This window comes from Rhodococcus wratislaviensis, from assembly GCF_041228765.1.
Taxonomy (GTDB): Bacteria; Actinomycetota; Actinomycetes; order Mycobacteriales; family Mycobacteriaceae; genus Rhodococcus_F; species Rhodococcus_F wratislaviensis.
In genome coordinates, this window is sequence record NZ_CP150488.1 from 986,987 (window position 1) to 1,012,425 (window position 25,439).

Sequence of the window (25,439 nt, forward strand, 5' to 3'; positions counted from 1 at the left end):
TTCAGCCCAGTAGTTCGGGGAGCTTCGCTGCGCTCTCCAGGATGTGCGTGTGGGGCTCCGGACGCAGCGTCGCCGCGTCGTGGGCGCCGGTCAGGACACCGACCACGTACCGCGCCCCGGCGTTCGTCCCGGCCCGGAGATCGTTCGGGGTGTCCCCGCCGACGAGCACCTCGTCGACGCTCTGCACTCCGGCGAGTTCCATGGCGCGGAAGATGAGATAGGGCGACGGCCTGCTCATCCGCACCTGATCGCTCGTGATCACACCGTCGATGTCCCGCCCGATCTCCCACCCGACCTGCTCGAGCAGCGGTTCCGCGATCTCACGTGAATAGCCGGTCTGGAGAACGATCTTGATGCCGCGCTGGCGCAACGTACCGAATGCGTCGTGAACCCCGGGCAGTGCGGTGGGCGGCGTCGCCCGGTACGCAGCCAGAAGCATTGCGGTGAAATCCGATTCGACGGCGTCGAGAACATTCTTCTCGGCCGGCACCCCGCTCTCCCGCAGCAGCCCCTCGATGGCCTGCCGCTTGCCCGTGCCCTTCCATCGATCGAACCGATCGTCCGGAATCGGCTCGCCGAGATGCTTCTCGACGGTGTCGCGCAACGCGACGTACACGGCGCCGCCCTCGTCGACGCTCGTTCCGGCAATGTCCAAGGTAACCAGGGAAACCCCGTGTTCGGTCATGGGTGTGACTCCTTCACTGTTGAGCCACTGACAGGTGATGGCTGTCAGTGGGCGATCATCGACAGCACGTCGGCAATGACGTCGCTGTTGGTACCGCGCGACAGATCGAGCGTCCGGCAGCGGTCGTAGTACGGGCTCAGGTCCAGCCCGACCCCCAGTCCGTACACCTCGACGGCCCGCTCGTCCTCGTGTCGCTCGACCACGACCTGCAGGTGGTGGTCCAGGTAGAACTCGTCGTTGGCCAGCGCGGTGGCGCCGTCCAGTGGGCTTCCGTCCGAGATCACGAACAGGAGCCGCCTGCCCTGGGTGCCCCGCATCCGGGAGCATGCCCAGTCGACGGCCTCACCGTCGACGCCCTCTTTGAACAGGTCGTTCTTCAGCAGCCCCGCGATCGCGGGACGGGCTCGGCGCCAAGAAGTCTCGGCGTCCTTGAACACCAGCTGCCGGACTTCGTTGAGGCGTCCCGGGTTGCGCGGACGGCCGGACCGGAGCCAGTCTCGGCGGGCTCGTCCCCCGTTCCATGCGGCGGTCGTGAAACCCAGGATCTCGCACCGGGCGTCGGCCAGTTCGAGTGCCCGGGCGAACACGTCGACCAGGACCGCAACCGGTTCACCGAACTCCTTCATAGAACCCGAGCAGTCGATGAGAAAGGTGACCGTCGTGTCGGTCTGCGGCTCGGTGCGTTCGGCCCGGAAGAGTCTGCGCTCGGTGGGCGAGGTGACCAACTGGGCGAGCCGGCGACCGTCGATGTATCCCTCCTCCCGGCCGCCGTCCCACCCGTCGGGGACCGGTTTCGAGAGCAGGGCCTTCAGCTGCCGTCCGAGTTTTCGGACGTCGAGGCGCTGCGTGTCGATGGTGAGGTCCAGCCGTCGTCGGTAGTCCTGGAGCAGTTCGGGCCGGACGAGGGACGCGATCTGTCGGGTCTCGTCGTACGCGCGGGTGAACACGCGGTACCCGTCTCCGCACTCCCCCAGCGCGCGACTGCGTCCCGACACCGCGGTCGTGAAGGTCTCGTCGTCGGGGTCGAAGTCGAACAGGAGGGAGAACGCCGCCCGGCCGTCGCGCCGGTCGTCGCCCGACCCGTCCGTGTCGGTGGGCGGCTCCAGGTGACGGCCGATCAGCTCGGCGACTGCCTGGGCGTGACCCCCGAAGTCGTTTTGCGAGAAACGGGTTCGACGCAGCAACGGCAGGTGGCCGCCGAGAACGGAGGCGAGCGCGAACCGGGTCGATTCGATCAGGTCCTCGGTGGCCTCGGGTATGGGCTCGGCGGTGATCCGGGCCCGGCACATCTGCGTCACCGTGAACAGCAGCATCCCGTGCACGGTCTCGGTCAGCCCGGACGCCACGTAATCCTGCGACCACTGCGCGAAGCGGTGGGCGAGGTTGGCGCGCACGCCGCTCCACGCGTCGGCGGCCAGCGACTCGACGCGGAACTGTTCCAGGATCTCGAAGATCAGCCGACCCGCCGTGTCGTCCGGGCACAGGCTGCGATGCAGGGCGGGGTCGGTGTGGAGGAGGCGCGACGCCATGCCGTCCGCCGCGCCTCGGAAGGACGCGAAGTCGGCGCCGTCGAAGGACGGGTGCAGGTGTGGGGCGGGCATCGGTACGCGCCGATGTCCGCGATGGAGTTCCGGTCCGCGAAAGTGCAACTCGGCCTGCCCCGCGAGGGCGCGGATCGTGCCGGCACAGAGTTCGTGAACCTCCTGTCGATGCCGAACCGACGCGGGGCGCACGGGCAGTTCTGTCATGACTGCCCGCTCACGCCGTGCTCGTCGCGAGCATCGCCGACCGCTCCAGTTCCGAGTCGAAGCATCGCTGGAAGTACTCGGCGACCACGGGTCGCTCGGCCTCGTCGCACTTGTTGACGAACGACAACCGGAATGCCAGGGCGGGGTCGTGGAAGATTTCGATGTTCTCGGCCCAGGTGATCACCGTGCGCGGCGACATCAGCGTCGACAGGTCACCGACTCGAAACCCGCTGCGCGTCAGATTGGCCACGGCCACCATCGACCCGATGAGCTCCCGGCTCAGCGACGGCACCCGCGCGGACACGATCTCGATCTCCTGTTCCGCGGGGAGGTGATCGAGCGTCGCGACGATGTTCCAGCGATCGATCTGCGCGTGATTGAGCCGCTGCACGCCGTGATACAAGCCGTTGAGATTGCCCAGACCGACGGTGTTGGCCGTGGCGAACAACCGGAAGGCCGGATGGGGAGTCAGAACCCTGTTCTGGTCGAGCAGGGTGAGTTTCCCGTCGCGCTCGAGGAGACGCTGGATGACGAACATGACATCGGGCCGGCCGGCGTCGTACTCGTCGAGGATGAGGGCGACCGGTCGCTGCAGTGCCCAGGGGAGGATGCCTTCCTGGAATTCGGTGACCTGCTTGCCGTCTCGCAGGACCACCGCGTCCCGACCGATCAGGTCCAGTCGGCTGAGATGTCCGTCGAGGTTGACCCGCACACACGGCCAGTTGAGCCGCGCCGCGACCTGCTCGATGTGCGTGGACTTTCCGGTGCCGTGCAGACCCTGCACCATCACCCGGCGGTTACGGCCGAACCCGGCGAGCAGGGCCGTCGTCACCGCGTGATCGAACCGGTACGCGGGGTCGATGTCGGGGACGTGGTCGACCGGTTCGCGGAAGGCGCGCACCGTCAGGTCGGTGTCGAGTCCGAACAGCTCGCGTGCGGACAGCACGTGGCTGGGTGCCGCAGTGGTCATTTCGGGCATGCGCCCTCCTTCAGTTCAGGTCTGGCGATCCGTCGTCCGTGACCTCGTTCTCGATCTCACCGATGGCGTCGGCTGCCCGCCGCAACGCGGGCAGAAGCTTGAGCGCCTTGTCGGGGGTGAGTCGCATGACCGGGGCCTGGACTGCGATGCAGAGATTGGAATTACCTGTGGCACAAGGGACGAGCACCGCGGCGCACACGAGGCCGGGAAGGAACTCTTCGTCGTCGATGGCGTAACCGTCGCGGCGGACCTGCTTGAGTTCGGTCTCGATCAGCTCGACGTCGGTGACCGTCTTGTTGGTGTACCTCTCGAGCGGCATCCGCCCGAGAAGTCGCCGGCGCTGGGCGGGGCTGAGCTGCGACAGGATCATCTTGCCGCTGGCCGAGCAGTGCGCAGGCACCCGCGATCCCGCATGGAGGGTGAACCGAAGGGGCTCTGAGGTTTCCACGCGGTCGAGATACACCACTTCGCTACCCGACAGGGTGGTCACGTTGCAGCTCTCGCCGAGTTCCGCGACGAGGTTTCGGAGGATGGCGTGTCGGGCGCCGTGGTGGGTGTCGTTGAGCAGCAGATTCTCGGCGAAGCGCCGCAGGCGCACACCGGTGCCGTAATGCCTGCCGTTGTTCTGCCGGGTGAGGAGGCCGGCTCCCTCGAGTTGCAGGAGCATGCGGTGCAGGGTCGGCTTGGCCATGCCCGTCTCTTCGACGAGCCCCTGCAAGGTGAACAGCTGGTCCTTGGACGCGATCATCTCGAGCAGTGCGAACAGGCGGAGCGTCGGTGTGTCCCCGGGTAGCTCCGTAGTCGGGTGTCCGTTCGACTCGTCGATCCGGTGAATCTCACCCACGGTTCCTCCTTGGCCGAAACGGCGACGCATTCGCATCGTGTATCGAAAAATCATACATCCCGTTCCAGTTTTAGGAACATTCATTGACGAAGTGTGTGACGTGGCCTACTGTCACTGCAGATCACAAAATCACGAACGAAACGTTCCGATTTTTGACATTCTCTGCCGGTTCCGGCGCGCCCTTGAAGGAGGATCACACATGAGCAAGAAGAAGAACGGTGCCGATCGCACCGCTGTCTCCGGTGTACAGAAGATGACACCGTCGGAGGCGTTCGTCGAGACGATGGTCGCCAACGGCGTCACCGACATGTTCGGCATCATGGGATCCGCCTTCATGGATGCGATGGACATCTTCGCTCCCGCCGGGATTCGACTGGTCCCCGTCGTGCACGAGCAGGGCGCGGGACACATGGCCGACGGATATGCGCGGGTCAGCGGGCGCCACGGCATGGTGATCGGGCAAAACGGTCCGGGCATCAGCAACTGCGTCACCGCGATCGCTGCCGCGTTCTGGGCGCACAGCCCCGTCGTCATCGTCACCCCCGAGGCCGGCACCATGGGAACGGGCCTGGGCGGCTTCCAGGAAGCCAACCAGCTGCCGATGTTCCAGGAATTCACGAAGTACCAGGGGCACGTCAACAACCCGAAGCGCATGGCCGAGTTCACGGGCCGCTGTTTCGACCGCGCGATGTCCGAGATGGGCCCGACGCAGCTCAACATTCCGCGCGACTACTTCTACGGTGAGATCGAGACGGAGATCCCGCAGCCCACCCGCCTCGACCGCGGTCCCGGCGGGGAGAAGAGCCTGAACGAGGCGGCAGAACTGCTGGCACAGGCCGAGTTCCCGGTCATCGTGTCCGGTGGCGGCGTGGTGATGGCCGACGGTGTCGACGAGTGCAAGGCACTCGCCGAGCGTCTCGGCGCCCCCGTCGTCAACAGCTACCTGCACAACGACTCGTTCCCCGCCAGCCACCCGCTGTGGACCGGACCGCTCGGCTACCAGGGTTCCAAGGCGGCGATGAAGCTGATCAGCCAGGCGGACGTGGTGCTCGCCCTCGGCACCCGCCTCGGCCCCTTCGGGACTCTGCCGCAGCACGGCATGGACTACTGGCCGAAGAATGCCAAAATCATCCAGATCGACGCGGACCACAAGATGCTCGGCCTGGTCAAGAAGATCTCCGTCGGAATCTGCGGCGACGCGAAGGCCGCCGCCGTCGCGCTCACCGAGCGGCTCGAGGGCAAGGCCCTCGTCTGCGACGCCAACCGTGCGGCACGGAGCGAGAAGATCGACGCCGAGAAGGCCGCGTGGGAGAAGGAACTCGACGAATGGACGCACGAGCGCGATGCGTTCAGCCTCGACATGATCGCCGAACAGGAAGGCGAGGACGGCAACTGGCTTCACCCGCGCCAGGTGCTGCGTGAGCTGGAGAAGGCGATGCCGGAAGACGTGATGGTCTCCACCGACATCGGCAACATCAACTCCGTCGCCAACAGCTACCTCCGGTTCGAGAAGCCGCGCAGCTTCCTCGCCCCGATGAGCTTCGGCAACTGCGGTTACGCGCTGCCGACCATCATCGGCGCGAAGGCCGCGGCACCCGAACGGCCCGCCATCGCATACGCAGGCGACGGCGCCTGGGGCATGAGCCTGGGCGAGATCATGACGGCTGTCCGGCACGACATCCCGGTCACCGCCGTCGTCTTCCACAACCGGCAGTGGGGTGCGGAGAAGAAGAACCAGGTCGACTTCTACAACCGCCGCTTCGTCGCCGGAGAGCTCGAAAGCGAGTCCTTCGCCGGGATCGCACAGGCGATGGGTGCCGAGGGCATCGTCGTGGACAAGCTCGAAGAGGTCGGTCCCGCACTGCAGCGCGCGGTCGCCGCACAGATGAACGAGGGCAAGACGACGGTCATCGAGATCATGTGCACCCGCGAACTCGGCGACCCCTTCCGCCGCGACGCGCTGTCGAAGCCGGTTCGCCTGCTCGACAAGTACAAGGACTACGTGTAGTCCGCTCCCCGCGAGCACGTGGCCCCCGGCGCACACGCCGGGGGCCACGTCCCGTGCGTTCCTGGTACCGACGATTCGACGTCGTCTGGACCTGTCGCTTCGCCGCCGCGACCCTCACACTTCTGACGGAGACAACGGCGAACGAAAGCGGTGCAACAGGGTATGGCGGCAACGGTGTGGGATCTGTCGTTGCCTGCCCTCCTCTTCGCGCTCGGCGTCGTGGTGGCCGGCGGTGTCGTCCGCGGTTTCGGGGGGTTCGGTGGCGCGATGGTGTGGGTCGCGGGACTCGTCGTGCTGCTCCCGCCGACGTCGGTGATCCCCACCGTGTTCGTCCTCGAGGTCGTCGCGAGCGCCGCGATGCTGCCCCAGGTGTGGCGGCAGGTGCACTGGAAGTCGTTGCGCTGGTTGTTCGCCGGCACCCTGATCGGTATGCCGCTGGGGATGTGGGCGCTCACGCAGCTGTCCGGTGACCTGGTGCGCGTGCTGCTGGGTGTCGCGATCATCGGCTCCGCCGTCGCCATGGCCGCCGTCCCCGACCGGCAGTCGCTGCCCGGCCCCGGGGTGACCACCGTGACGGGAGTGGCGTCCGGTCTCCTCAACGGCGGCTTCGCCCTCGGTGGCCCGCCCGCCGTCCTGATGTACTTCTCCGCGTCCTCCCACGTCGCGGCCGGCCGCGCGTCGCTCGTCGTGTTCTTCCTCGTCATCGACGCGTTCGGCGCCGCGGGGTCGGCCGCCGGTGGTCTGCTCACCGTGCCCGTCCTCGCGCAGATCGCCCTGTTCGTGCCGCTCTGCATGTTCGGCGCCGCCGCGGGGAAATGGCTGTTCGACCGCACCACCGCCCAGCAGGTCCGGCAACGGGTGCTGTGGCTACTCGGCTTCCTCGGCGCCGCCGTCCTCGTGCAGGTGGCGTTGCGCTGACTGACGGCGAAACCTTTTGCGCAGGACTCCAATCACGGGGCAAGTTGGTCGTGTACAAAACGTGACGGAGCGCGCGAGGTTGAGCACAAGCAACGGGTGTGCAGTTGGTCGCAGCGCTGTGGCCCCGCTCTCGGTCAAACCCGAGCCGGGGCCACGGCAGCTGATCGTCAGGTCGAGGCTATCCGTGACATTGGGGCATCGTCAGGGTGTGACTGCTCGTCCCTGCTCTCTGTGTAAATGTCCCGACGGCGGATTGCGAGCGTACATACGGCGCTGACAGCCCCCACTGCCACGGTGTATCCCATTATCAGCGAAAGTCCACCGGTTGCCGAACTGAGGAGGGACGCGAGAACGAGCGGTGTCAGCCCGGATGCCACGATTCCCGAAAGCTGGTAGACGACGGAGATACCGCTGTAGCGGACTCGGGTGGGAAACAGTTCCGCGAATAACGACGACTCGGGAGCGTAGACGATCGGATAAAGGACGCCGAGGACCAACACGATCGTGACGACGATGACCGCTGTATTTCCGGTACCGATTAGCACGAAGGCGGGATAAGCCGCAGCCGTGAGAATCGCGATTCCCGCAGCAAACACCTGTCTGCGGTCGAAACGGTCTGCAACTCTTCCGAAGATCGGGATGAAGACGACCATGGTCGCCGCCGCGGCCATGACCGCCAGCAGTAGGGTTTGACGGCTGAGGTGCAGCGTGCCGGTGCCATACGCAATGACAAATACCGCCCACGTATTGAATGCCACGCCCTCGGCCCATCGACTGCCCATTCCAAGCAACATGTTTCGTCGTGACTGTGCGCTCTTGATCAGTTCCAGAGCAGGCACAGTAGCCTTCTCCTCTACCGTCTCTAGCTTGCGGAAGGCAGGTGTCTCCATGACTTTGAGGCGGATGAAGAGGCCCACCGCCACCAGGATCGCGCTCAGCATGAAGGCAATTCGCCAACCCCAGGCGAGGAATGCTGCCTCGGACAATGTTGAGTTGAGCGCTGCGAATACGCCCGTACCCAGCATCAGGCCGATCGCGAGGCCGATTTGCGGCAAGCTTCCGTAGAAGCCGCGCTTGCCGCGGGGGGCGTACTCGACTGCCATCAAGACCGCCCCGCCCCATTCACCGCCGATTGCGATACCTTGCGCGAGCCGAAGTACCACCAGCAGAATCGGTGCTGCGATACCGATCGTGGCGTAACTGGGAACCAGCCCGATCAGACAGGTCGCTACACCCATGATCATCATGGTGGCTACCAGGGTCTTCTTCCGGCCAACACGGTCGCCGATGTGCCCGAAGACAAGACCGCCGAACGGCCGGGCCATGAATCCGATCGCAAACGTGGCAAACGCGAGCAGCGTGCCGACGATCGGATCCGAGCCCGGGAAGAAGAGCTTGTCGAATACCAGCCCGGCGGCGATGCCATAAAGGAAGAAGTCGTACCACTCGACTGTTGTTCCGACGATACTCGAGGCCACGACGGTTCGTATCTCGGATTTCGAGGGTTCCTGCTCGGTGTCTCGGGAAGTGCTCACAACGACTCCCGGAATATGTTTGTAAGGGCATCCCTGGTTACCGGACGGGGCACCACAGCCAGTTGACGTGTTTGCTTCATCGTTCCATCGACCAGTGTGTCAAGGTGCTCTTCGCAGTAGCCGAAACTCCGCAACCCGGAGGGCATTTCGATGTCCGACATCAACTCGCTCAGTACATGCGCGAGCGCGTCGGCTCCGTCGGTCGGAGTGAAGGTCTGGCCGGAGAGAAGTTCGGCTGCGCGCAGGTGTCGACTGGGATCGCTCGGGTAGGTCCATCGGAAAACCGCAGCGGCAGTCGCGGATACGGCCTGACCGTGCGGCACCATGGGCATTGAAGGGTAGCCCTCGGCCTGATAGTTTTCGACCGCTCCGGCGACCGGGTATGCATTGGCATGCGGTAGATGGGTGCCCGCGTTCCCGAACCCTGTTCCGGCGGAGGTAGACGCAAGCGCCATCTGGTACCTGGCTTCGAGGTCTCGTCCATTCATGACGGCGCGCCGCAGGTACTTCCCTACCAAGGAGAGGGCCTGCTCGCACCAGACGTCACTGATCGGGTTGGAACCACAGAAGGCCGGGCGCTTCATCGGGTCTTCCGGTGCGGGCTTGGCATCGAACCGGACGCTGGTGTAGCTCTCGAGTGCGTGAGACAGCACGTCCATCCCGCTCGCCGCCGTGACCTGCGAGGGGAGAGAGACAGTGGTCAGGGGATCTACAACGGCGAGCGTCGGTCGCAACTTGGCATGACTGACTCCGGCTTTCAAGTGCAGGCCGAGGAAATCGATAACGCAGATCGTCGTCGATTCCGATCCGGTGCCGGCGGTGGTCGGCACGGCGATCAGGGGCTTCAGCGGGAGCCACGGCGCCTTGCCTCCGCCGATCGGTGGGGTCACGAAGTCGAGTAATTCTCCCGGGTGTGTGGTGAGGAGGTTTACTGCCTTGGCCGTGTCGATGGCGGAACCCCCTCCGACTGCGACGAAGCAGTCCCACCCACGTTCCGAGGCGTAAGAGACGGCTTCGTCGATGCTCTGATCCGTCGGCTCGACAGCGACGCCATCGAATACGTCCGACTTGATGCCCACCGCGACCAACTGTTCACGGATCCGGTCGGGTATCCCGGTGTTTCGAACACCCGGATCGGTGATTACCAAGCACGATTCCAAGGCCTGAGCCGATAGCTCCGCACCGAGCTCGTCCAATGCTCCGATGCCGAACTTCAGTGGCGGTGCTGCCCAGGTGAAGACGCTCTCATTCTCGCTCGATCGATACATCGTTGAGACTCCTTCGCTGTCACCATGTAGGGACAATCCCCACAATATGAAGCGACGATAGGCCAGGATTGCCAATATGTGAAGCGCCTCACACGAACAATTTGACGGATCCAGAGCCGGACGGACTGGGACGTCACTGAACTGCGGCGAGTAAAAGCCCTATGCGAGACCTGTCCGCGGAACGGCGTCGGATCAGTGAGACATCGCCCGGTTGACCGGGATGAACTGTGACACTTCCTTCGCTGCCTGAAGAATGCGTTCCCCGAGCGTACGGACCCTGGACTTCGGCATACGAACAGTGGGTACCTGGATCACAAGTGCAGCGTGCGCGGTTCCGTTTGCGTCCAGGATCGGCGCGCCCACGCATCGCACACCCTCTACGTTCTCCTGCTCGTCGACGCTGTACCCCCGTGCCCGGATCTCTCTCAGTTGCTCGGAGAGCTCGCGGGGTGTGCTCAGGGTGTACGGCGTGACCTTGGCGAGCTTGACCGGAAGCGTCTTGACGTACGTCTCGGCACTCGGAGAGAACGCGAGGATGGCCTTGCCCGAAGCGGTCGTGTACAGGGGGAACCGGGCGCCTGTGTGCTGTTCGAATCGCAACGGAAGCGTCGACTGCACCCGCATCATCACAACCGACTCCGACCCCTCACGGATGGAGAGGTTCACCGATTCCTGGGTCTCGGAATGAAGCTGCTCCAGGATGGGCAGGGCCTTGTCCATGCCGAATCCGCGCTGCGCGGCCTGCCCAAGAAGCACCATTCCGCTTCCGAGATAGTAGCTGTCGGATATCGGGTTCCGCGCTACAAGGCCCTCTGCGATCAGCGCTCGGATCAGCCTGTTAGCCGTGCCGGACGACAATTGGAGTTCTGTGGCGATTGCGCTGCCGTTCAGCTCGTCAGGTGAAGCTGCGAGCAATTTGAGCACGGCCAGCGCCCGGCCGACAGACTGTGTGCCCGCAGGCAGCTCTTCGCTCACCGCGCGCCCCCTTCTCGCCTTGCCTGTCGGTGAGCCGATGTTACCGGGCTCAGTCGATAACGGAGGCCCAGATCTCGTTGCAGTCCTGGTTGGAGCCCTGGTCGGCAGCTGCCTGCTCCACCAGGAGCCTTCCCGTATGAAGGATGTGCTGCCGCATTGCCCTCTCGGCTGTCGACGAATCCGCCTCCATGATCGCATCGACAATCGGGCGGTGCTCGGAACTGATGTCCGCAAGAGTTCGCGAGCGGTCGGCCGTCGCTGCCCCCAGCAACCTCGTTGTTTCCCGCAGGGTGCTGATGATGGTTCGCGCGCGCGAGTTGCCGGCGGCCGCGAGGATCAGATCGTGGAGTCGCTCGTCCTGTTTCGAGAACGATTCCTCGTTTCCGGCCGCCGCACTGCGATCCATATCGTCCAGCTGTCGCTGGAGTTGCTCGATCAGGGCAGGAGAAGACTCCCGCGCGACTCGGCGCACAGCAGGTAGTTCCAGTGCGAGCCGGACCGCGAAGATTTCTGCGATCTCATGAGGCTGGGGAAGGATTATCCGGAATCCGCGGTTGCGTTCGAATCGCAGCAATCCGGAATCAGCGAGGCGAAGCAAGCCCTCGCGGACCGGACTCCGGGACACGCCGAACTCCTCGGCGACCTGATACACCGAGTACAGAACGCCTGGAACCATCTGTCCGCTATGCACGGCGTCGAGCACCCCGGTGATCACTTTCTCGGTGAGTGATTCGGCCGTTCGAGGTAGCGGCTGGAGTGTGAGTGGAGAGTCGGCCACTTCGTCACTCTAGTCGGTCGTGGTTGAGTAACGTGTAGCATGTTACCTGAGTAACATGCTACACGCCTTCAGGTTCGCCTCGTCGATCCAAAGACGTAGTCAGCTATCCGACAGCCGGCGCGGCTCACTCCTCGGGTGCGACGCACCTGTCGGCGAAACAGATGGAGTTGACGTGTCGAGCTGGGAAGGCTGCTGCTCATCTTCCTGCCGGAAGGCTGCGCCGCCCGAATCCCGCTGGAACAGACTCAGACTCGACACCGACCGCTGCAGGCCGTCGAGAGTCCGGGGATCCCAGCCGGTCAGCTGCTGCCAGCGGTCGAGCCGGTAGGTGATCGAGTTCGCATGCAGGTGGATGTCCCGCCCGGCCGCGCTGATGGAGAACTCGTTGCGGGCGAACGCCAATACCGCCTCGACGAGGTGCGGATGGTCCGCGGCGACGGCGACACCCGGCTCCAGCAGCGTGGCGAGCTCGTCGCGATGGTCTGCCAGGGTGGCGGCAACCCATTCGTCGGCGAAACGGACCACCTCTCCGGTAGGCGAGGCCAGCTGCAGGACCCGTCGCGCGTCCGTGATGCTCATCGCCGCGCCGGCCAGGCCGGGGCGGCCCAATCCGACTCCGACCGTGGTCCCCGGGTGGCCGAGCCGTACCTCGCGGATGATGTCGTCGACCGGTGCGCGCTGGCTCAGGGCGATGATGACGGTGCCGTGCCCGCTGCATTGAGTGGTGCCCGGGATCGTGTCCAGGGTGCGTTGCAGGCGCTCGAGCTGCGCTTCCGACCACTCCTCCGCCGCGACGCACACCGCTTGGAACTCGTGCTGCGCGGTGAAACCCAGTGCCTCTGCCAGCTCGCGCACATCACGGTGGTCGCCGTCGACCGACCTCGCGAGGGCCTCGAAGAACCGGTATCGCACCCCCGCGCGGATGGCCTGTTCGCTTCGGGTCGCGTCGGTGTGTCCGACGGCGACCGCGCTGGTCGCGGTGTGGACGAGGTCCCACATCATGCCGCCTGCGCGCAGCAGGTCGGTTGTCGGCTCGGCGGCTGTGGCCACCATCGTGTTCCACAATTCGCGGGACGCGATGTGGTACGTCTCGATGACGTCGGACAGCGGCAACCCCTGCATGGCCCGGCGCCTGCCGAGCTGACGCGAACGCTCGAGGACGTCGTCGGCGAGAGGTTCGCTCTCCGCGAGGGCGCGCAACGTCGCCGCGAGCTGGCGACTGATGTATCCGCGCTGCTCGTCGATCGGAACGGCGGCGTACGACTGCAGCTCGGCGCGGATCTGACCCACCGCCCGGTCGGTTACCGACTCGATCTCCTCCGAGACCTGCCGGCACAACCGCTGGATCGTGTCTTCACCCACGGCCTCGGGCACCCTCTCCCTCGCATTCCACACTCCCGTGAAATTCACGAACCGCCTCGGCGTTTTCCGGGATTCGCCCATGGCCCGAGGGGAGTGATTCAGACCACACTAGTGCCAGAGTGCACGTCGACCGGCACCGGACCCAACCCGCGACGCCGGTGGACGCAGTCGGAATAGGAGACAAAACAATCATGTCCAACGAGGCAAAAAGCGCCTTACTCGCGATAGGTGTCCCGTTCGCCGGCGTTCTGGGCGGCATCGTCGCGCTGTCCGGATCCACGGCCACGGTCTTCGGAGTCCCCATCCTGTTCGCGTGGTTGTTCCTGTGGATGCCGCTCACCTCGCTGTGCCTCCATCTTGCCTGGAAGCTATTCGACCGTAAGGACTTCGAAGCTGCCGAGCGCGCCGAGTCGGCCGCTGCGAGCGCTCGGATCGGAGAACAGTCATGACCGCGGCCTTCTTCACCCTGGTGCTCGTCCTCGCCCTCGGGGCAGGCGTGCTGTCGCGGCGCGGCAGCAAGAAGGAGATCTCCGATTACCTCGTGGGTGGCCGGTCGTTCGGTCCGCTGCTGGTGTTCATCCTGGGAGCGGGCGAGGCGTACAGCATCGGCACCCTGATCGGGTTCCCCGGCGGCGTGTACGCGCACGGGGCGAGCTACGGCGTCTGGTTCATCGGGTACATCCTGCTTGCCTACCCGATCGGATACTTCTTCGCGCCCTACCTCTGGCGCGCGGGCAAGAGATACGGCGCCATGACGTTGCCCGATGTGGCCGGGCGCCACTTCCGGTCGCGTGGGCTGGAATTGACGATCGCCATCGCTTCGGTCGTATTCCTCATCCCGTGGGGCCAGCTTCAGCTCGCGGGACTGCAGATCGCGCTGACCGGTCTGGGCATCTCCATCGACCCCACCGTCGCGGTATTCGCAGGCGCCGCCCTCGCGCTGCTGTTCCTCATGTTGTCCGGGGTGCGCGCCCCCGCATTCGTGTCGTACGTCAAGGACACCGCCCTGTTGCTCGGCGCCGTCCTGATCGGACTGGCGGCAGTGATCGAGACCGGTGGTACCGAGAAACTGTTCGCCGCGGCGGCGGCCAGTGGTGGCGGCGCGGCCTCACACTCCACGGTCACCGGCTCGTCACTGACGTTCGTCCTGACGACGATCGTGTTCCAATCGGTCGGATTCTTCATCTTCCCGATCATCGTGCAGGCCGTGCTCGCGGCGAAGTCCGAGGCGACGATCAAGCGGGTCGCCAAGTTCAATCCGCTGTACATGCTCATGTACCCGTTCCTCGTCGCCGCCGCCTTCGGGGCGATCACACTGCTGCCCACCAAGCTCGAGGGCACGGAATCCGACCAGGTGCTCCTGCAGTTGTCGCGGCAACTGTTGCCCGACTGGCTGACCGGCGTCGTCGCAGGCGGCGCGGCCCTCTGCGCGATCGTGGTGCTGTGCGGCGCGGCCCTCGGAATCGGCGCGATCGTGTCGCGCAACATCATTCCCGGGATCCCGGAATCCCGCCAACGGGTCTGGGTGCGCGGAGTCGTCGTGGCGTATCTCGGGATCTCGCTCCTACTCACCCTCGCGACACCTCAGCTCCTGCTGACCCTGGTCAACACGGCGTACTACGGCGTCACCCAGGCCGCGGTGGTCTTCGCGACGATGGTCTTCGGGTGGAAACTGCGTCCCGCTGCCCTCGCCATGGGTGTGGTGCTCGGCGACGTCGTGGTGCTGTGGCTGTATCTCGACAAGCACGGCCCCGTGTCCGTGTGGCTCGCCGAGCACGGTGTCAACCTCGGCGCAGCCGCCCTCGTCCTCAACATCCTGTTCGTGGTGTCGACGCGGGTGTTCTGGCCACCCACCGATCCCGTCCGTGGCCTTCGCTCCGACGGCCGAACGTCCGGCACCGCCGCGGAATCAGTGGCCGCACGCAGCGAAGTGGGTGCCTGATGTCCAGGACACTGCTCACCGCCGATTCGATCCACACCCAGGACCCGTCGTCGCCGACCGTCGAAGCGCTGGTCATCGACGGAGCCGACGTGGTCGCCACCGGCACCAGGAAGGACATGGCCGACTACGCCGGCATCGGGGCCCGCCGCCTCGACCTGCCCGGTGCCACGGTGATCCCGGGACTGATCGAATCGCACATCCACCCCACCTATGCCGGCCTCACCGACGGCTGGGCGGACTGCCGGACACCACCGTGCCGGTCGATCGCCGACATCCAGCAGGCGTTGCGTACCGCGGCCACCGGCAGCGGATGGATCAGGGGGTGGGGTTACGACGACACCCAGATCGCCGAGGGACGGCATCCGACCCGGACGGATCTCGACGCCGTCAGCACCGAGCGGCCGGTCATCGTGCTGCACATCTGCGGGCACTTCGCCGTCGCCAACACCGCCGCACTCGCGGCGGCAGGCATCGACGAATCCACGGTGCCGGTGGACGACCCGCTGTTCCCTCGCGGCGCCGACGGTCGTCTGACCGGGATGGCGTGGGAAATCGATGCGGTGGCCAGGCTCACCGCGGCGGTTCCCGCGCTGACCGAGCAGGAGGTCAACGGCGCCCTGCTCCGCAGCCTGCTGTCGGCGCGGTCGCGGGGCATCACCACCATCCACGATCTCGGAGTGGGTCTCTCGGCGGGCGAGCAGGAGCTGACCGCCTACCGCTCGCTGGACGCCTCGGGTGAGCTACCGGTGCACGTCGTCGGGTTCCTGCGCGGTGACATGGCGCTCGAGGCCCTCGACGACCGGGGAGTCACGTTCGACCACGCACCCGCGGCCGGCGCACGCTTCCGGCTGGCCGGCGCGAAGTTCTGGGCCGACGGGTCGATCCAGGGGCTGTCCGCCGCACTCCGCACGCCGTACGCGTGCGACCCCAGTCATCACGGCGACCTGCTCTACCCGCAGGCGCAGCTCGACGAGATGATCCTGCGGGTGCATCGTGCGGGCGGCCAGGTCGCCGTGCACGCCAACGGCGACGCGGCGGTCGGCGCCGCGATCACCTCGCTGAGGAGGGCGCAAGCCACCGACGGCCGGGTGGGACGGCACCGCATCGAACACTGCCAGGTGAGCGCACCGAGCGACCTCGCCGCCATCCGGGAAGCCGAACTCGGGGTGAGTTTCTTCGTCAACCACATCTTCTACTGGGGCGACCGCCACCGCGACCGGTTCCTCGGTGCCGAGCGCGCCGCCGAGATGGATCCCCTCGCCTGCGCCGACGAGCTGGGGCTGCGATTCGGACTGCATTCGGACTGCCCGATCACCCCGATGGATCCGCTCGCGACCATCAGAACCGCGGTCACCAGGATGACGAGGGGCGGCACCGTGCTCGGCGGGAACCAGCGGATCGGAGTGGATCGCGCGATCCGTGCCATGACCGTCGACAGCGCGTACCTGGTCCACGACGAGACCCGTGTCGGCACCTTGACGGCGGGCCGTCGTGCGGACCTGGTGGCGCTCGACGGCAGCCTCGGAGATCTCGCCGACGGCACCACCCAAATCCCCCGTCCCACCATGGTCATGATCGACGGAAAAGCGGTGAACATGCGGTAGCCCGAACGTAAGTGCTTCAGCTGAAACGGAACTGGAACCCGTCCCCGCCGATCAGGCGAGGGCGGGTTTCTCCCGCTACCGGCGCTCGTGCGGCGGCAGGTGCCGGTCACCTACCTTCCGTTCGACGTTCTCTTTGCCGTCGGGTGGCGATTTGATGGCGCGCTGTACCCGGATCGCCGTGCTGCTCTACGGGAGAATGTCGCACCCGGCGGGTGGACGTAGTACGGCTGCCCGAAGGGTTTCCCGGACTTGCCGACCTCGTCGGTCGGGAACCACTCGTAGAACACGGAAACCGGAACGATCCCGCGACGCGACTTGAAACGCTATCTCTACGATGGCTTTTCGTGCACAATCTCGGCGCGGGCGTTGATCATGCGTGAGCCAATTTCCGGATCTTTGGCCCAGAAACGGTGTCAAGCCCCATTTCAGGTTGCGGAGCTATCGCTGGGGCTGCTTGTCGTCGGTGTCCTTCGGTACGCGGGCTATCACGACCGGGGAGGTCTTTGTGGGCGCCACGTTGTAGTCCGGTGCCAGCTCCGGGTCGGCCCGTTCGGGGTCGATCTCGAAGGTCTCGAGCAGCGTTTCCCGGCTCGTCGTCGAGGCGTAACGACCACACATACCGATAGCGTGCCGCGGAGCCCCTGCCGGGTGGACGACAAAACCCTGACACGGGCCGACGCACCGCCGACCTCCGGCCCCGAAGGTCGGATGATCAGCCTTCAGGGCCTGGTACCGGTGACTCTGCCCGTCGTTTCTGGAGCATTAGCAGTGGGCGGCGTCGAAGGCGTGCTGGATGTTGGTGGGTATGCGGCCGCGCGGGAAGAGATTGACCACTCTTTCGGCCACCGGTATCGCCGAGACTGCTGAGCATGCTCGCCCCCCGCCGAGCCCGGTGAGGATCGCGGTGCCCTCGGTGGATTCAACCCACCCGGTTGCGGCCCAGAATCCACGTGTTGACGGTGCCGTCCCGTTGGTAGTCGAGCCGGTCGAGAACCGTGGTGGCGATGACGAGGCCGCGTCCGCGTTCGGCGAGGTCGTCGGGGAGTTCGATGGCTGTGAGATCGACCGACACGGGATCACCGTCGTCCTCGAACCGGGCTTCGATCCGGTCCGGCAGGGCACGGACCTCGAGTGTCATGGTCACACTGTCACCGGATGTGTGCTCGATGATGTTCGCGGCGATTTCGGCGACAGCGGACTCGAACTCGATGCGCCGGGGCAGGTCCAGTGGGTCGTGCGCCCACAGGTCCGCGAGGAGTTCGTGGACCTCGTCCAGGCTTTCCGGGCGGGCGGTGGTGCGAAGCCGCCGGGAGAAGGAGCCGAGTTCAGCGGCCATCGAATGCGGCATCGACCGAATCGTGTGTTCGAAGTACACGATTGAGGTTGGTCAGCGCGAGTACGGTCTCGACCTGCTCGGTGGGCTGGGCGATGCGGAGGTCGCCACCGGCCTGTCGGGCCGCCTTGAGGCCGGAGATGAGTGCCCCGAGCCCTGAGGAGTCGATGAAGTCGGTGGCGCTGAGATCGACCACCACGCGGGTCGTTCCGCCGTCGACGAAGTCGCGCAACAGCTCTCGCAGACGGGGCGCTGCGACCATGTTCAGCCTGCCGGCCGGACGTACCACCGCCACACCCTCGTCCGTGGTACGGCTCTCGAACTCGATCATGCAGTTTCCTCCTGCCGGAATCCGCGATATCGGACCGCGGGGATGACGACACTCAAGATGACCAGGTCGAACGCGACCCAGAACAGGTTCACGCCGACACCGAGGACGGAGATGTTCCCGAGTGACAGATGAATTACGCCGATCACCGACGCGAGGACGAGTGCTGCCATCGCGATCAGCTGGTATCGCACCAGGTACCACGGGGTCGTGCCGTGTTCCTGGCGGGTCTTGGGCGTTACCGCGAAGCCCAGCGGCCGCGCTGCGTACACGTTGAGGACAGCGGTCCAGCACGCCTTGATCCAGACCGGGAAGAGGGCGAGGCTGTACTGCTGGCCACGCCAGGTGGGTGTACCGCGGCTGACCACGAAGAACACCAGCTGGTTGAGGGCGAGGAACGGGACGAGACGGCCGAAGAACTCCCAGCTGTATGCCTGCACGGGCATGACGCCGAAGACGAGATATATCACGGGTGCGGCGATGTAGACGACGGCGGCGAAGCCGGAGAGATAACTCCACATCGTCGCCCAGTACATCAGCCGCTGCGCGAGGGTGAGACCACGCTGCAGCAGCGGGTTCTCCCGGAACATCACCTGGATGGTGCCCTGCGCCCACCGCAGCCGCTGAGTCAGCATCGTGCCGGCGTCTTCCGGTGCCAGACCGTGGGCAAGGTTCTCGTGGTGGTAGGCGGTGTGCCAACCGAGTTCGTGCAGTTTCATGCACGTCGCCATGTCTTCGGTGACCGAGATGGTGGCCATCGGCAACACCGGCTGCGCCTCGTCGTCGCGGCCGACGTCAACCGCTCGGATCAGGGTGCGGACGGACTCGATCGCGCCGAGCGGCGACCATTCGCGTTCGGCCAGCCGCGCCAACGCGGCATCGTCGAGTACCGCGACGGGAGTGTCGGTGTCGTGCAGGTCCGTTTCCAACGCGGCGATGGCCGCCAGGTCCTCGCGCATCGACCCGGCGTCGGCGTCGACGATCCGGCGCGCGGCGGCGTCGACCCGCTGCTGGAAATCAAAAGTAACGTCGGCGAGTGGTCGGTTGCCGCGGAGGGCTTCCCGTGCCGAGTGCACGGCCTCGGTGACATCATCGAGGGCGTCGGCGATCCCCTCCTGGTCCCCGTTCAGATCGGCCCGAGCTTTCGTGACCACCTTCGCAGCCGTCCGCAGTGCCCGCTGCACGTCGCGTTCGACGGCTTCGACATATCCGGCAATGCCGAGCTGCATCAAGGCGTCGCGGCGCAGAACGGCGTTGGACCCGCAGAAGAAGGCGGCGTTCCAGCCGTCTTTGCCCTGTTGGATGGGACCGTAGAAGAGGGGGGCCTGGCTGCCGAGAGGATCGCTCGCGGGCACGTTCACGAAGTACTGCGGTGTCTGGACGATGGCCATCTTGTCGTCCCCGAAGTATCCGAGAGTACGGTCGAGGATTGCTGGATCGGGTACCTGGTCGGCGTCGAGGACGAGAATGTACTCGCCCTCGGTGAGCATCAGTGCGTTGTTCAGGTTGCCTGCCTTGGCGTGCCGGGGTTTGTTCGTCCAGGACGCCGCGCGGATCATGTAGCGCACGCCGAGTTCGTCGGCGGCGCGGGCCAGTTCGGGGCGGTCACCGTCGTCGAGAATCCACGTGGTGTGCGGGTACCGGATCCGGTGTGCCGCGGCTGCGGTCGCGAGCACCAGGTCCTCGGGTTCGTTATACGTGGTGATGAAGACATCGACGGTGAGGCCGGGCGGCGGCGGTGATGGTGTGGGCCGCTTCCGCAGGCGCCACATCGTCAGTCCAAACAGTAACGAGTCGATCAGACTGTAGGTTTCGGCGATCACCAGCGGCACGGCGATCCACCACGCAGGCCAGTTCACCGAGAACAGCCATCGCCACACGATGTAGTTGAGACCGAGGAGGGCGGTGAGGACGATGAGTATCCGGAGACCGGCAAGCCGGAGGGGTGACACAGGTGTCCTCCTCAGCAGTCGCGACGTCGAAGGGCGACGACGGTGATGTCGTCGAGGGGCGGAGTGGCAGCGGCAAGGGTATGAACGGCTGCCAGCAACTGCTTCGGCGACGGGTGTGCAGCGGCGAACGCGGGCACCGATTCCCATTCGCAGTCGGCGTCGCCGAGGTGGTCGAGCAGGCCGTCGGAGCAGATCATGAGCATGTCGCCGGGGTGCAACGCGGTGTGTTGCGCCGTCCAGGAGTGGTTTTCGATCACTCCCAGCGGGAGCCCGGAGCTGCGAAGCGGTTCCACGGTGCCGTCCCGGCGGACGATCATCGCGAGACCGTGTCCGCCGTCGACATAGTCGAGTGCGCCGGATTCGACGTCGAGTGCAGCGTGGAACAGCGTCACGAACGTGCCGGTACGGTCGAAGTCGTCGGCGAGTTGCGCCGCCACAGCAGCCACCGTGCGTCCGAGGTCGGGGCGATCATCGCCGTATCCGGCCACGGCATGGGTGACGCTCCGCAACGCGGACCGGACCGACGCCGTCAGGATCGCCGCGCCCAGGCCCTTGCCCATGACGTCGGCGAGGCTGAACATCGAGTGCCGGCCGATCCGGTAATAGTCGTAGAAGTCGCCGCCGACCGCGAAGGCCTGCACGCACGACGATTCCAGGTCGTATCCCGGTAGGTCGATCTCCTGTCGAGGGAGCAGTTCACGCTGAATCCTGGCGGCCCGCTCGAGTTCGTCGGAGTGCTCGAGTTCGCGCTGCGCCCATTCGGCGAGTTCGACGAATGCGGCCAATTGTGTCGAGTCGAGTCTGCGGGGCTCGGTGTCGTAGATGCAGAACGTCCCGACCGGGTGGCCACCGGGCCCGTACAGCGGATAACCGGCATAGAATCGCACCCCGCCGTCCGCGGCAACCCCGGGCAGATCCGCGAACACCGTATCGCGACGTGCGTCCTCGAGTACCACCATCGGATCCTCCGGATGGTGATACGCCCGGGCGATCGTCGTCTGACACACCGTCTGCGATCGCGGAATATTCTGCACGTCGAGGCCCTGCGTCGACTTGATCCACTGCCGATCCCGATCGAGCAGCGAGACCGCCGACATCGGAACTCCGAAGAGGTGACGCGCCATACGGGTGATCTGGTCGAAACGCGCCTCTGGCGCCGTATCCAGGATCGCCAGCTGTTCGAGTGAACGAAGCCGCGCGGTCTCGGTGTCCTCGGCGATGATCGGGATGTCCATGTCAGCGGTATTTCCTCCCCAATGCGTCCGCCAGAGCGGCAGCCGATTCCGGTGTGCTCGTCAGCCTCCAGTCGGCTTCCTTGTCGTGATCGAACCATATGAAACCGGACACGTCGTCCTGCGCCGTGAGGAAGTCGACGAGCGTACCGATCCAGTCGGCCTTCGACCCACCGGCGTCGGCGCTGCCTACCTCGGTGATCAGGATCGGCTTACGCGGCGCCAGGTTCCGCAGTTCGTCCAGGCTCGGGCCGAAAAGTTCGGCCGGCTCCACCCACGTACTCCACGACTGCGTCGTGCCCCAGTTGTATCCGTCCACACCGAGAACATCGACGTAATCGTCCCCGGGATACAGGTCAGCCATCGGACTGCTGCCTGGGAACACGACATTGGGCGCCCACACCCACTTCACGTTGTCGGCGCCCTTCGATGCGAACAGGTCGTGGATATGACGCCAGGCAGCAACATAGCTGCTCGGCTGCGTTCCCTGGGCCACACTCCACGGGTACCAGGTTCCGTTCGGCTCGTGGGCGAAACGGAGGTAGACCAGTGCATCCCAGGCAATCAGTTCGTCCGCCCACCGGTACAGGTACCTGTCGTGGACACCGGCGGCAATCGACGACAACGAGAACTCACTCGACCCGTACCGCCCCCCGTCGAGCCACCGCCAGGGTTCCCAGGTGATCACCGGCACGGCGCCGAGGTCCCGCACGGCCCGCAGGCCGGCGATCGGGGGCGGCGAGGTGAAATCGGAATACGACAGAACCACCGTCGGTGGTTCGCCGACAATCTTCGCGACGCCTTCGAATTCCTCGACGGCCGTGGGGCCGCCCGGTGTGCTGACGCCGAACCGCAGGCAGGCGTGTACATCCAACGGGGTCATCGGCCCGCGGCACCCGGAGTCACCACCCCCACAGGCGGACACCACGATCGTCACCACCACCGCAGCCATACACAACCGAACCACATGACGCCCCATTCTCATCACTCGCCCAGGAGCCACTGACCTGACCTACACGGATGGCAGCATCGTCTGACGGCTTCACTGAAATTTCCTCATACCTGCCTGATCGGCAGAGCGTTTTGACGAACCCGATCCTTTGAAGTTGCCGCAGGTGAGGCGCTGGGGCGGATCGGCGTCGGCTGCCCGACCAGGGACAGCGATGTGCAAACGCAGCCTGAGACCCGATCTTGTGTCACCGTTCGCAGTCCGCTCAGATCGGTCGACGGCGCACCCGATAGCGCAGGTGAAGCACCCGGTTGCCCTGAATCACCACGTCAGGATCCTCTAACAGGTGCTGCGCGTGGACCGACCCGAAGTAGCGCTTGCCGGACCCGAACACGACGGGTACGACGTCCATGCGCACCTCGTCGACCAGGCCCGCGGCAAGCACCTGGCCACCCACGTCGCCGGCGGCGACCTCGACGATGCGGTCACCCGCAAGCTCCTGCGCCTTGGCCACGGCTGCCTCGATGCCGTCGACGAAGTGAAACGGCGCCTCGGGGTTCCAGCCCTCGGGCTCCGGCTGGTGCGTCACGACGACCACGTGGTCGACCCCGCTCGGGGGCTTTCCGTCCCAGCCGTCCGTCATGTCGAAGACGTGGCGGCCGACGAGTGTCGCCCCGATCTGGTCCCAGTACGGCCGGGTGTAGTCGTAGGACGTCTGTGACACCTTCACCTCGCCGCTCTCGTCCAACGGGACGTCACCGTTGGACAGCCAGTCGAACAGCGGTCCGGGCTGGTCATTCTCGTCCGCGATGAAGCCGTCCACCGACACCGAGCTGTACATGACCACCTTGCCCATGGGGCTCTCCTCTACATAGGGGTGCCCCAAATTTAGCGTGTCGCGTGCCGATTCCCGCCGGTATCGCGTTCGCGGATCCGCTTGCGGCTCAAGGACAGCAGTTCTCAGCGGTGCGTTTCGCCGACCCAGGAAGGATGTCTTCCACTGGTGTCGCACACCCAGGTCCGGGAATCGTCACTGTCGAGGTTGACGGTGTCGGTGAGCCAGTAGGTGTCGTCGGGCGCCCATCCCGCGATGACACTCGCGGTGTCGGTGTCGACGGCGATCGCGGTGCCCGCCGCGGCGAGGTATCCCGCCACGGTGAGGTGTACGCCCTCATACAGTTCGGAGAGCCGCGGCCAGTCGGGAACGACCCATCGTCCAGATCGTCCGGTGGTGCGGTACCAATCGTGTCGTTTCTGCGCGGTGACCTCGACGGGAAACCGTCTGCACAGTTCTGCCCACGCCTGCGCACCGTCGACCTCGTACACGCGAGCGCCGGCGGGGATGTTCATTCGTCGCGTGATGGCGCGCTCCCCTCCCATGCTGTTTCGACGAACCACAAACCGGCCGGGGCCCCGTCGAACAGCCGCCGGGACGAACACCGTGTGGGTGGAGTCGACCACCACCAGCCGGACCGCATGGGCGGCAGTATGCGCGCAGGCGCGGGTGTTGTCGGGGTCTACCTGCCATGGCGGAAACTCGCCTGGCACGCCTGGCCGAGGAGCGCGATGCCTTCTTCGATGGAACGCAACGGGATCGCCCCGTAGCCGATGCGGAAGTGGTTGCGGGGCGGGACCGGCTGCGTGAAGAAGATGTCGCCCCGCTCGATGAGCACACCGCGGGCCTCCGCCTCGCGCACGAGCACCCGGCAGTCGAGGTTCTCCGGACCGGTCATCCACAAGCTGACGCCACCGGGCGGATACGGCTCCTGCGGCCACGGGAGGTACTTGTCGACGGCCGCACAGAGCCGCTCCCATTTGTGTTTCATCTGGGTGCGGTGATGGCGCAGTGCGCGGTGATACTCCCCGCTGTCGATGAGCATGGCCAGGGCCCGTTGCTGGTGGCCCGGTGGATGACGGAGCACGTACCGCCGGGCCTTCCGCAGTTCGCGCACCAGGTCCGCAGGTCCGACGAGGTAGCCCAGACGCAGACCCGGGGCCAGGAACTTCGAGAACGTGCCGAGATACACGGCGTCGCCGCTGGAATCGAGAGCCTTCAGCGCAGGGCTGGGGCTGCCGTGATAGCGGAACTCGCTGTCGTAGTCGTCCTCCACGATCACAGTGCCGGACTCCGCGGCCAGCTGCAGCAGACGCTGACGACGGTCGATGCCGAGCGTCGCGTTGGTCGGATGGTGATGGCTCGGTGTCAGATACATCAGGTCCGTGCCGTGCAGAGTCTCCGGCGGGCGCAGGCCGCGGTCGTCGACGTCGATGCCGTACACCTGGGCGCCGGTGCGCAGGAAGATGTGTCGCGCATCGAGATAGCCGGGGTTTTCGATGGCAACCCGATCTTCGGGTCCGAGCAGCACGCGGCCGACGAGGTCCAGCCCCTGCTGGGAACCGACCGTCACCAGAACCTCGTCCGCGCTCGCCTCGATGCCGCGCGAGGGCAGCAGATGCTGGCGGATCATGTCGATCAGCATCGGGTCGTCCGCACCGACGCTGTCCTGGAGACTCGCGTAGGCGTGGGGTTGATACAGTGCGTCGCGGAGACAGCGCACCCACGCACGGGCGGGGAAGCTGCGGATGTCGATCTGCCCGGCCAGGAACGGGTACGGATAGCTGTGCCAGTCGACGTTCTTCTCGATGTGCGGGACGTCGGCATCGGGGTAACGCCGGATGCGGGACGACCAGTCGATGCGCGGAATGGTCGAGCGGGCGTCCGATGCAAGCGTCTCGATCATGTCGGGATTCACGAACATGCCCGAGCGCTGGTGGCTTTGAACGAGTCCCTCGGCGATCAGTTCCTGATACGCCAGGTTGATCGTGTTCCGTGAGATCGCGAGATCGACCGCGAGTTCACGCGAACTCGGAAGACGGTGGCGCGGATCGAACAGTCCGTTGGCGATGCCGTGTTCGATCGCCCGTCGAACCTGGCGGTAGAGCGGTTCGGCGGAGTTGCGGTCGACCTCGATCAGTGTTCTCGGCACGCATCGCCTCCT

The 25,439-nt window shown here is 65.7% G+C and carries 23 protein-coding genes and 1 pseudogene; 6 read left to right on the forward strand and 18 right to left on the reverse strand.

The window, feature by feature from the left end:
- Nucleotide 1: 1 nt before the first annotated feature.
- Genes WKC72_RS04530 through WKC72_RS04545 form a run of 4 tightly spaced genes read right to left on the reverse strand, consistent with a single transcriptional unit; the run spans nucleotide 2 to nucleotide 4,256 of the window.
- The gene (locus tag WKC72_RS04530; RefSeq protein WP_037230358.1) at nucleotides 2-685 is read right to left on the reverse strand and encodes a phosphonatase-like hydrolase; all 684 of its coding nucleotides are present in this window, start codon (nucleotides 683-685) and stop codon (nucleotides 2-4) included.
- Nucleotides 686-729: 44 nt separating this feature from the next.
- A complete protein-coding gene (locus WKC72_RS04535; RefSeq protein ID WP_268788736.1) occupies nucleotides 730-2,433 on the reverse strand; it encodes a cobalt chelatase in 1,704 nt (567 codons plus the stop codon).
- Nucleotides 2,434-2,443: 10 nt separating this feature from the next.
- A complete protein-coding gene (locus WKC72_RS04540; protein ID WP_370181856.1) occupies nucleotides 2,444-3,412 on the reverse strand; it encodes an AAA family ATPase in 969 nt (322 codons plus the stop codon).
- A gap of 10 nt (nucleotides 3,413-3,422) precedes the next feature.
- Entirely contained in the window at nucleotides 3,423-4,256 is an 834-nt protein-coding gene (locus WKC72_RS04545) for an IclR family transcriptional regulator (protein WP_370181857.1), read from the reverse strand.
- A 199-nt stretch (nucleotides 4,257-4,455) separates the two neighbouring features.
- Here WKC72_RS04545 and xsc point away from each other — a divergent pair, with 199 nt between their 5' ends.
- On the forward strand, nucleotides 4,456-6,264 hold the full coding sequence (gene xsc / locus WKC72_RS04550) for a sulfoacetaldehyde acetyltransferase (RefSeq protein ID WP_037230350.1): 1,809 nt from the start codon (nucleotides 4,456-4,458) through the stop codon (nucleotides 6,262-6,264).
- A gap of 162 nt (nucleotides 6,265-6,426) precedes the next feature.
- Nucleotides 6,427-7,182, forward strand: a complete 756-nt coding sequence (locus WKC72_RS04555; protein ID WP_037230348.1) for a sulfite exporter TauE/SafE family protein — start codon at nucleotides 6,427-6,429, stop codon at nucleotides 7,180-7,182.
- A gap of 167 nt (nucleotides 7,183-7,349) precedes the next feature.
- Here the strand turns inward: WKC72_RS04555 and WKC72_RS04560 are convergent, their stop codons facing one another.
- From WKC72_RS04560 to WKC72_RS04580, 5 genes are all read right to left on the reverse strand, one after another.
- The gene (locus WKC72_RS04560) at nucleotides 7,350-8,717 is read right to left on the reverse strand and encodes an MFS transporter (RefSeq protein ID WP_112300024.1); all 1,368 of its coding nucleotides are present in this window, start codon (nucleotides 8,715-8,717) and stop codon (nucleotides 7,350-7,352) included.
- Entirely contained in the window at nucleotides 8,714-9,985 is a 1,272-nt protein-coding gene (locus WKC72_RS04565) for a hydroxyacid-oxoacid transhydrogenase (protein WP_112300023.1), read from the reverse strand. Before WKC72_RS04565 ends, WKC72_RS04560 begins: the two co-directional genes overlap by 4 nt.
- Nucleotides 9,986-10,177: 192 nt before the next feature.
- Nucleotides 10,178-10,960: an IclR family transcriptional regulator gene (locus WKC72_RS04570; RefSeq protein WP_112300022.1), complete on the reverse strand. Its 783-nt coding sequence runs from the start codon at nucleotides 10,958-10,960 to the stop codon at nucleotides 10,178-10,180.
- Nucleotides 10,961-11,009: 49 nt separating this feature from the next.
- A complete protein-coding gene (locus WKC72_RS04575) occupies nucleotides 11,010-11,738 on the reverse strand; it encodes a GntR family transcriptional regulator (protein ID WP_112300021.1) in 729 nt (242 codons plus the stop codon).
- Nucleotides 11,739-11,837: 99 nt separating this feature from the next.
- The gene (locus WKC72_RS04580; protein ID WP_370181858.1) at nucleotides 11,838-13,112 is read right to left on the reverse strand and encodes a PucR family transcriptional regulator; all 1,275 of its coding nucleotides are present in this window, start codon (nucleotides 13,110-13,112) and stop codon (nucleotides 11,838-11,840) included.
- 179 nt (nucleotides 13,113-13,291) lie between these two features.
- Between WKC72_RS04580 and WKC72_RS04585 the strand changes: the two genes are divergently transcribed.
- From WKC72_RS04585 to WKC72_RS04595, 3 genes are read left to right on the forward strand one after another with little or no spacing between them, the layout of a single operon-like run.
- On the forward strand, nucleotides 13,292-13,549 hold the full coding sequence (locus tag WKC72_RS04585) for a DUF3311 domain-containing protein (RefSeq protein WP_037230343.1): 258 nt from the start codon (nucleotides 13,292-13,294) through the stop codon (nucleotides 13,547-13,549).
- Nucleotides 13,546-15,042 (forward strand): sodium:solute symporter, encoded by a 1,497-nt coding sequence (locus WKC72_RS04590; RefSeq protein WP_370181859.1) that lies wholly within the window; start codon nucleotides 13,546-13,548, stop codon nucleotides 15,040-15,042. Before WKC72_RS04585 ends, WKC72_RS04590 begins: the two co-directional genes overlap by 4 nt.
- A complete protein-coding gene (locus tag WKC72_RS04595) occupies nucleotides 15,042-16,646 on the forward strand; it encodes an amidohydrolase (RefSeq protein WP_370181860.1) in 1,605 nt (534 codons plus the stop codon). Before WKC72_RS04590 ends, WKC72_RS04595 begins: the two co-directional genes overlap by 1 nt.
- Before the next feature lie 438 nt (nucleotides 16,647-17,084).
- Here the strand turns inward: WKC72_RS04595 and WKC72_RS04600 are convergent, their stop codons facing one another.
- A complete protein-coding gene (locus WKC72_RS04600) occupies nucleotides 17,085-17,264 on the reverse strand; it encodes an SOS response-associated peptidase family protein (protein WP_370181861.1) in 180 nt (59 codons plus the stop codon).
- 30 nt (nucleotides 17,265-17,294) lie between these two features.
- Here WKC72_RS04600 and WKC72_RS04605 point away from each other — a divergent pair, with 30 nt between their 5' ends.
- The gene (locus WKC72_RS04605; protein WP_128970062.1) at nucleotides 17,295-17,513 is read left to right on the forward strand and encodes a hypothetical protein; all 219 of its coding nucleotides are present in this window, start codon (nucleotides 17,295-17,297) and stop codon (nucleotides 17,511-17,513) included.
- A gap of 52 nt (nucleotides 17,514-17,565) precedes the next feature.
- On the opposite strand, the gene WKC72_RS04610 is transcribed toward WKC72_RS04605, so the two are convergent.
- The 8 genes and pseudogenes from WKC72_RS04610 to WKC72_RS04645 form a co-directional block, all read right to left on the reverse strand.
- On the reverse strand, nucleotides 17,566-17,982 hold the full coding sequence (locus tag WKC72_RS04610; RefSeq protein WP_128640570.1) for an ATP-binding protein: 417 nt from the start codon (nucleotides 17,980-17,982) through the stop codon (nucleotides 17,566-17,568).
- A complete protein-coding gene (locus WKC72_RS04615) occupies nucleotides 17,972-18,310 on the reverse strand; it encodes an STAS domain-containing protein (protein ID WP_128640571.1) in 339 nt (112 codons plus the stop codon). Before WKC72_RS04615 ends, WKC72_RS04610 begins: the two co-directional genes overlap by 11 nt.
- Nucleotides 18,307-20,259 carry a glycosyltransferase gene (locus tag WKC72_RS04620; RefSeq protein ID WP_370181862.1) on the reverse strand — a complete coding sequence of 651 codons (1,953 nt, stop codon included), beginning with the start codon at nucleotides 20,257-20,259 and terminating at the stop codon, nucleotides 18,307-18,309. The genes WKC72_RS04615 and WKC72_RS04620 overlap by 4 nt, the downstream gene beginning before the upstream one ends.
- A gap of 11 nt (nucleotides 20,260-20,270) precedes the next feature.
- Nucleotides 20,271-21,494, reverse strand: coding sequence for a PP2C family protein-serine/threonine phosphatase (locus WKC72_RS04625; protein ID WP_128640573.1), 1,224 nt, complete (start codon nucleotides 21,492-21,494; stop codon nucleotides 20,271-20,273).
- Between the two features lies 1 nt (nucleotide 21,495).
- Nucleotides 21,496-22,374, reverse strand: a complete 879-nt coding sequence (locus WKC72_RS04630) for a glycoside hydrolase family 26 protein (RefSeq protein ID WP_370181863.1) — start codon at nucleotides 22,372-22,374, stop codon at nucleotides 21,496-21,498.
- A 331-nt stretch (nucleotides 22,375-22,705) separates the two neighbouring features.
- Nucleotides 22,706-23,296 (reverse strand): dihydrofolate reductase family protein, encoded by a 591-nt coding sequence (locus tag WKC72_RS04635; protein ID WP_370181864.1) that lies wholly within the window; start codon nucleotides 23,294-23,296, stop codon nucleotides 22,706-22,708.
- Between the two features lie 104 nt (nucleotides 23,297-23,400).
- Nucleotides 23,401-23,912: pseudogene (locus tag WKC72_RS04640) on the reverse strand (hypothetical protein); the annotation flags it as partial.
- A gap of 45 nt (nucleotides 23,913-23,957) precedes the next feature.
- Nucleotides 23,958-25,427, reverse strand: coding sequence for a PLP-dependent aminotransferase family protein (locus WKC72_RS04645; RefSeq protein ID WP_370181865.1), 1,470 nt, complete (start codon nucleotides 25,425-25,427; stop codon nucleotides 23,958-23,960).
- Between the last annotated feature and the right edge of the window lie 12 nt (nucleotides 25,428-25,439).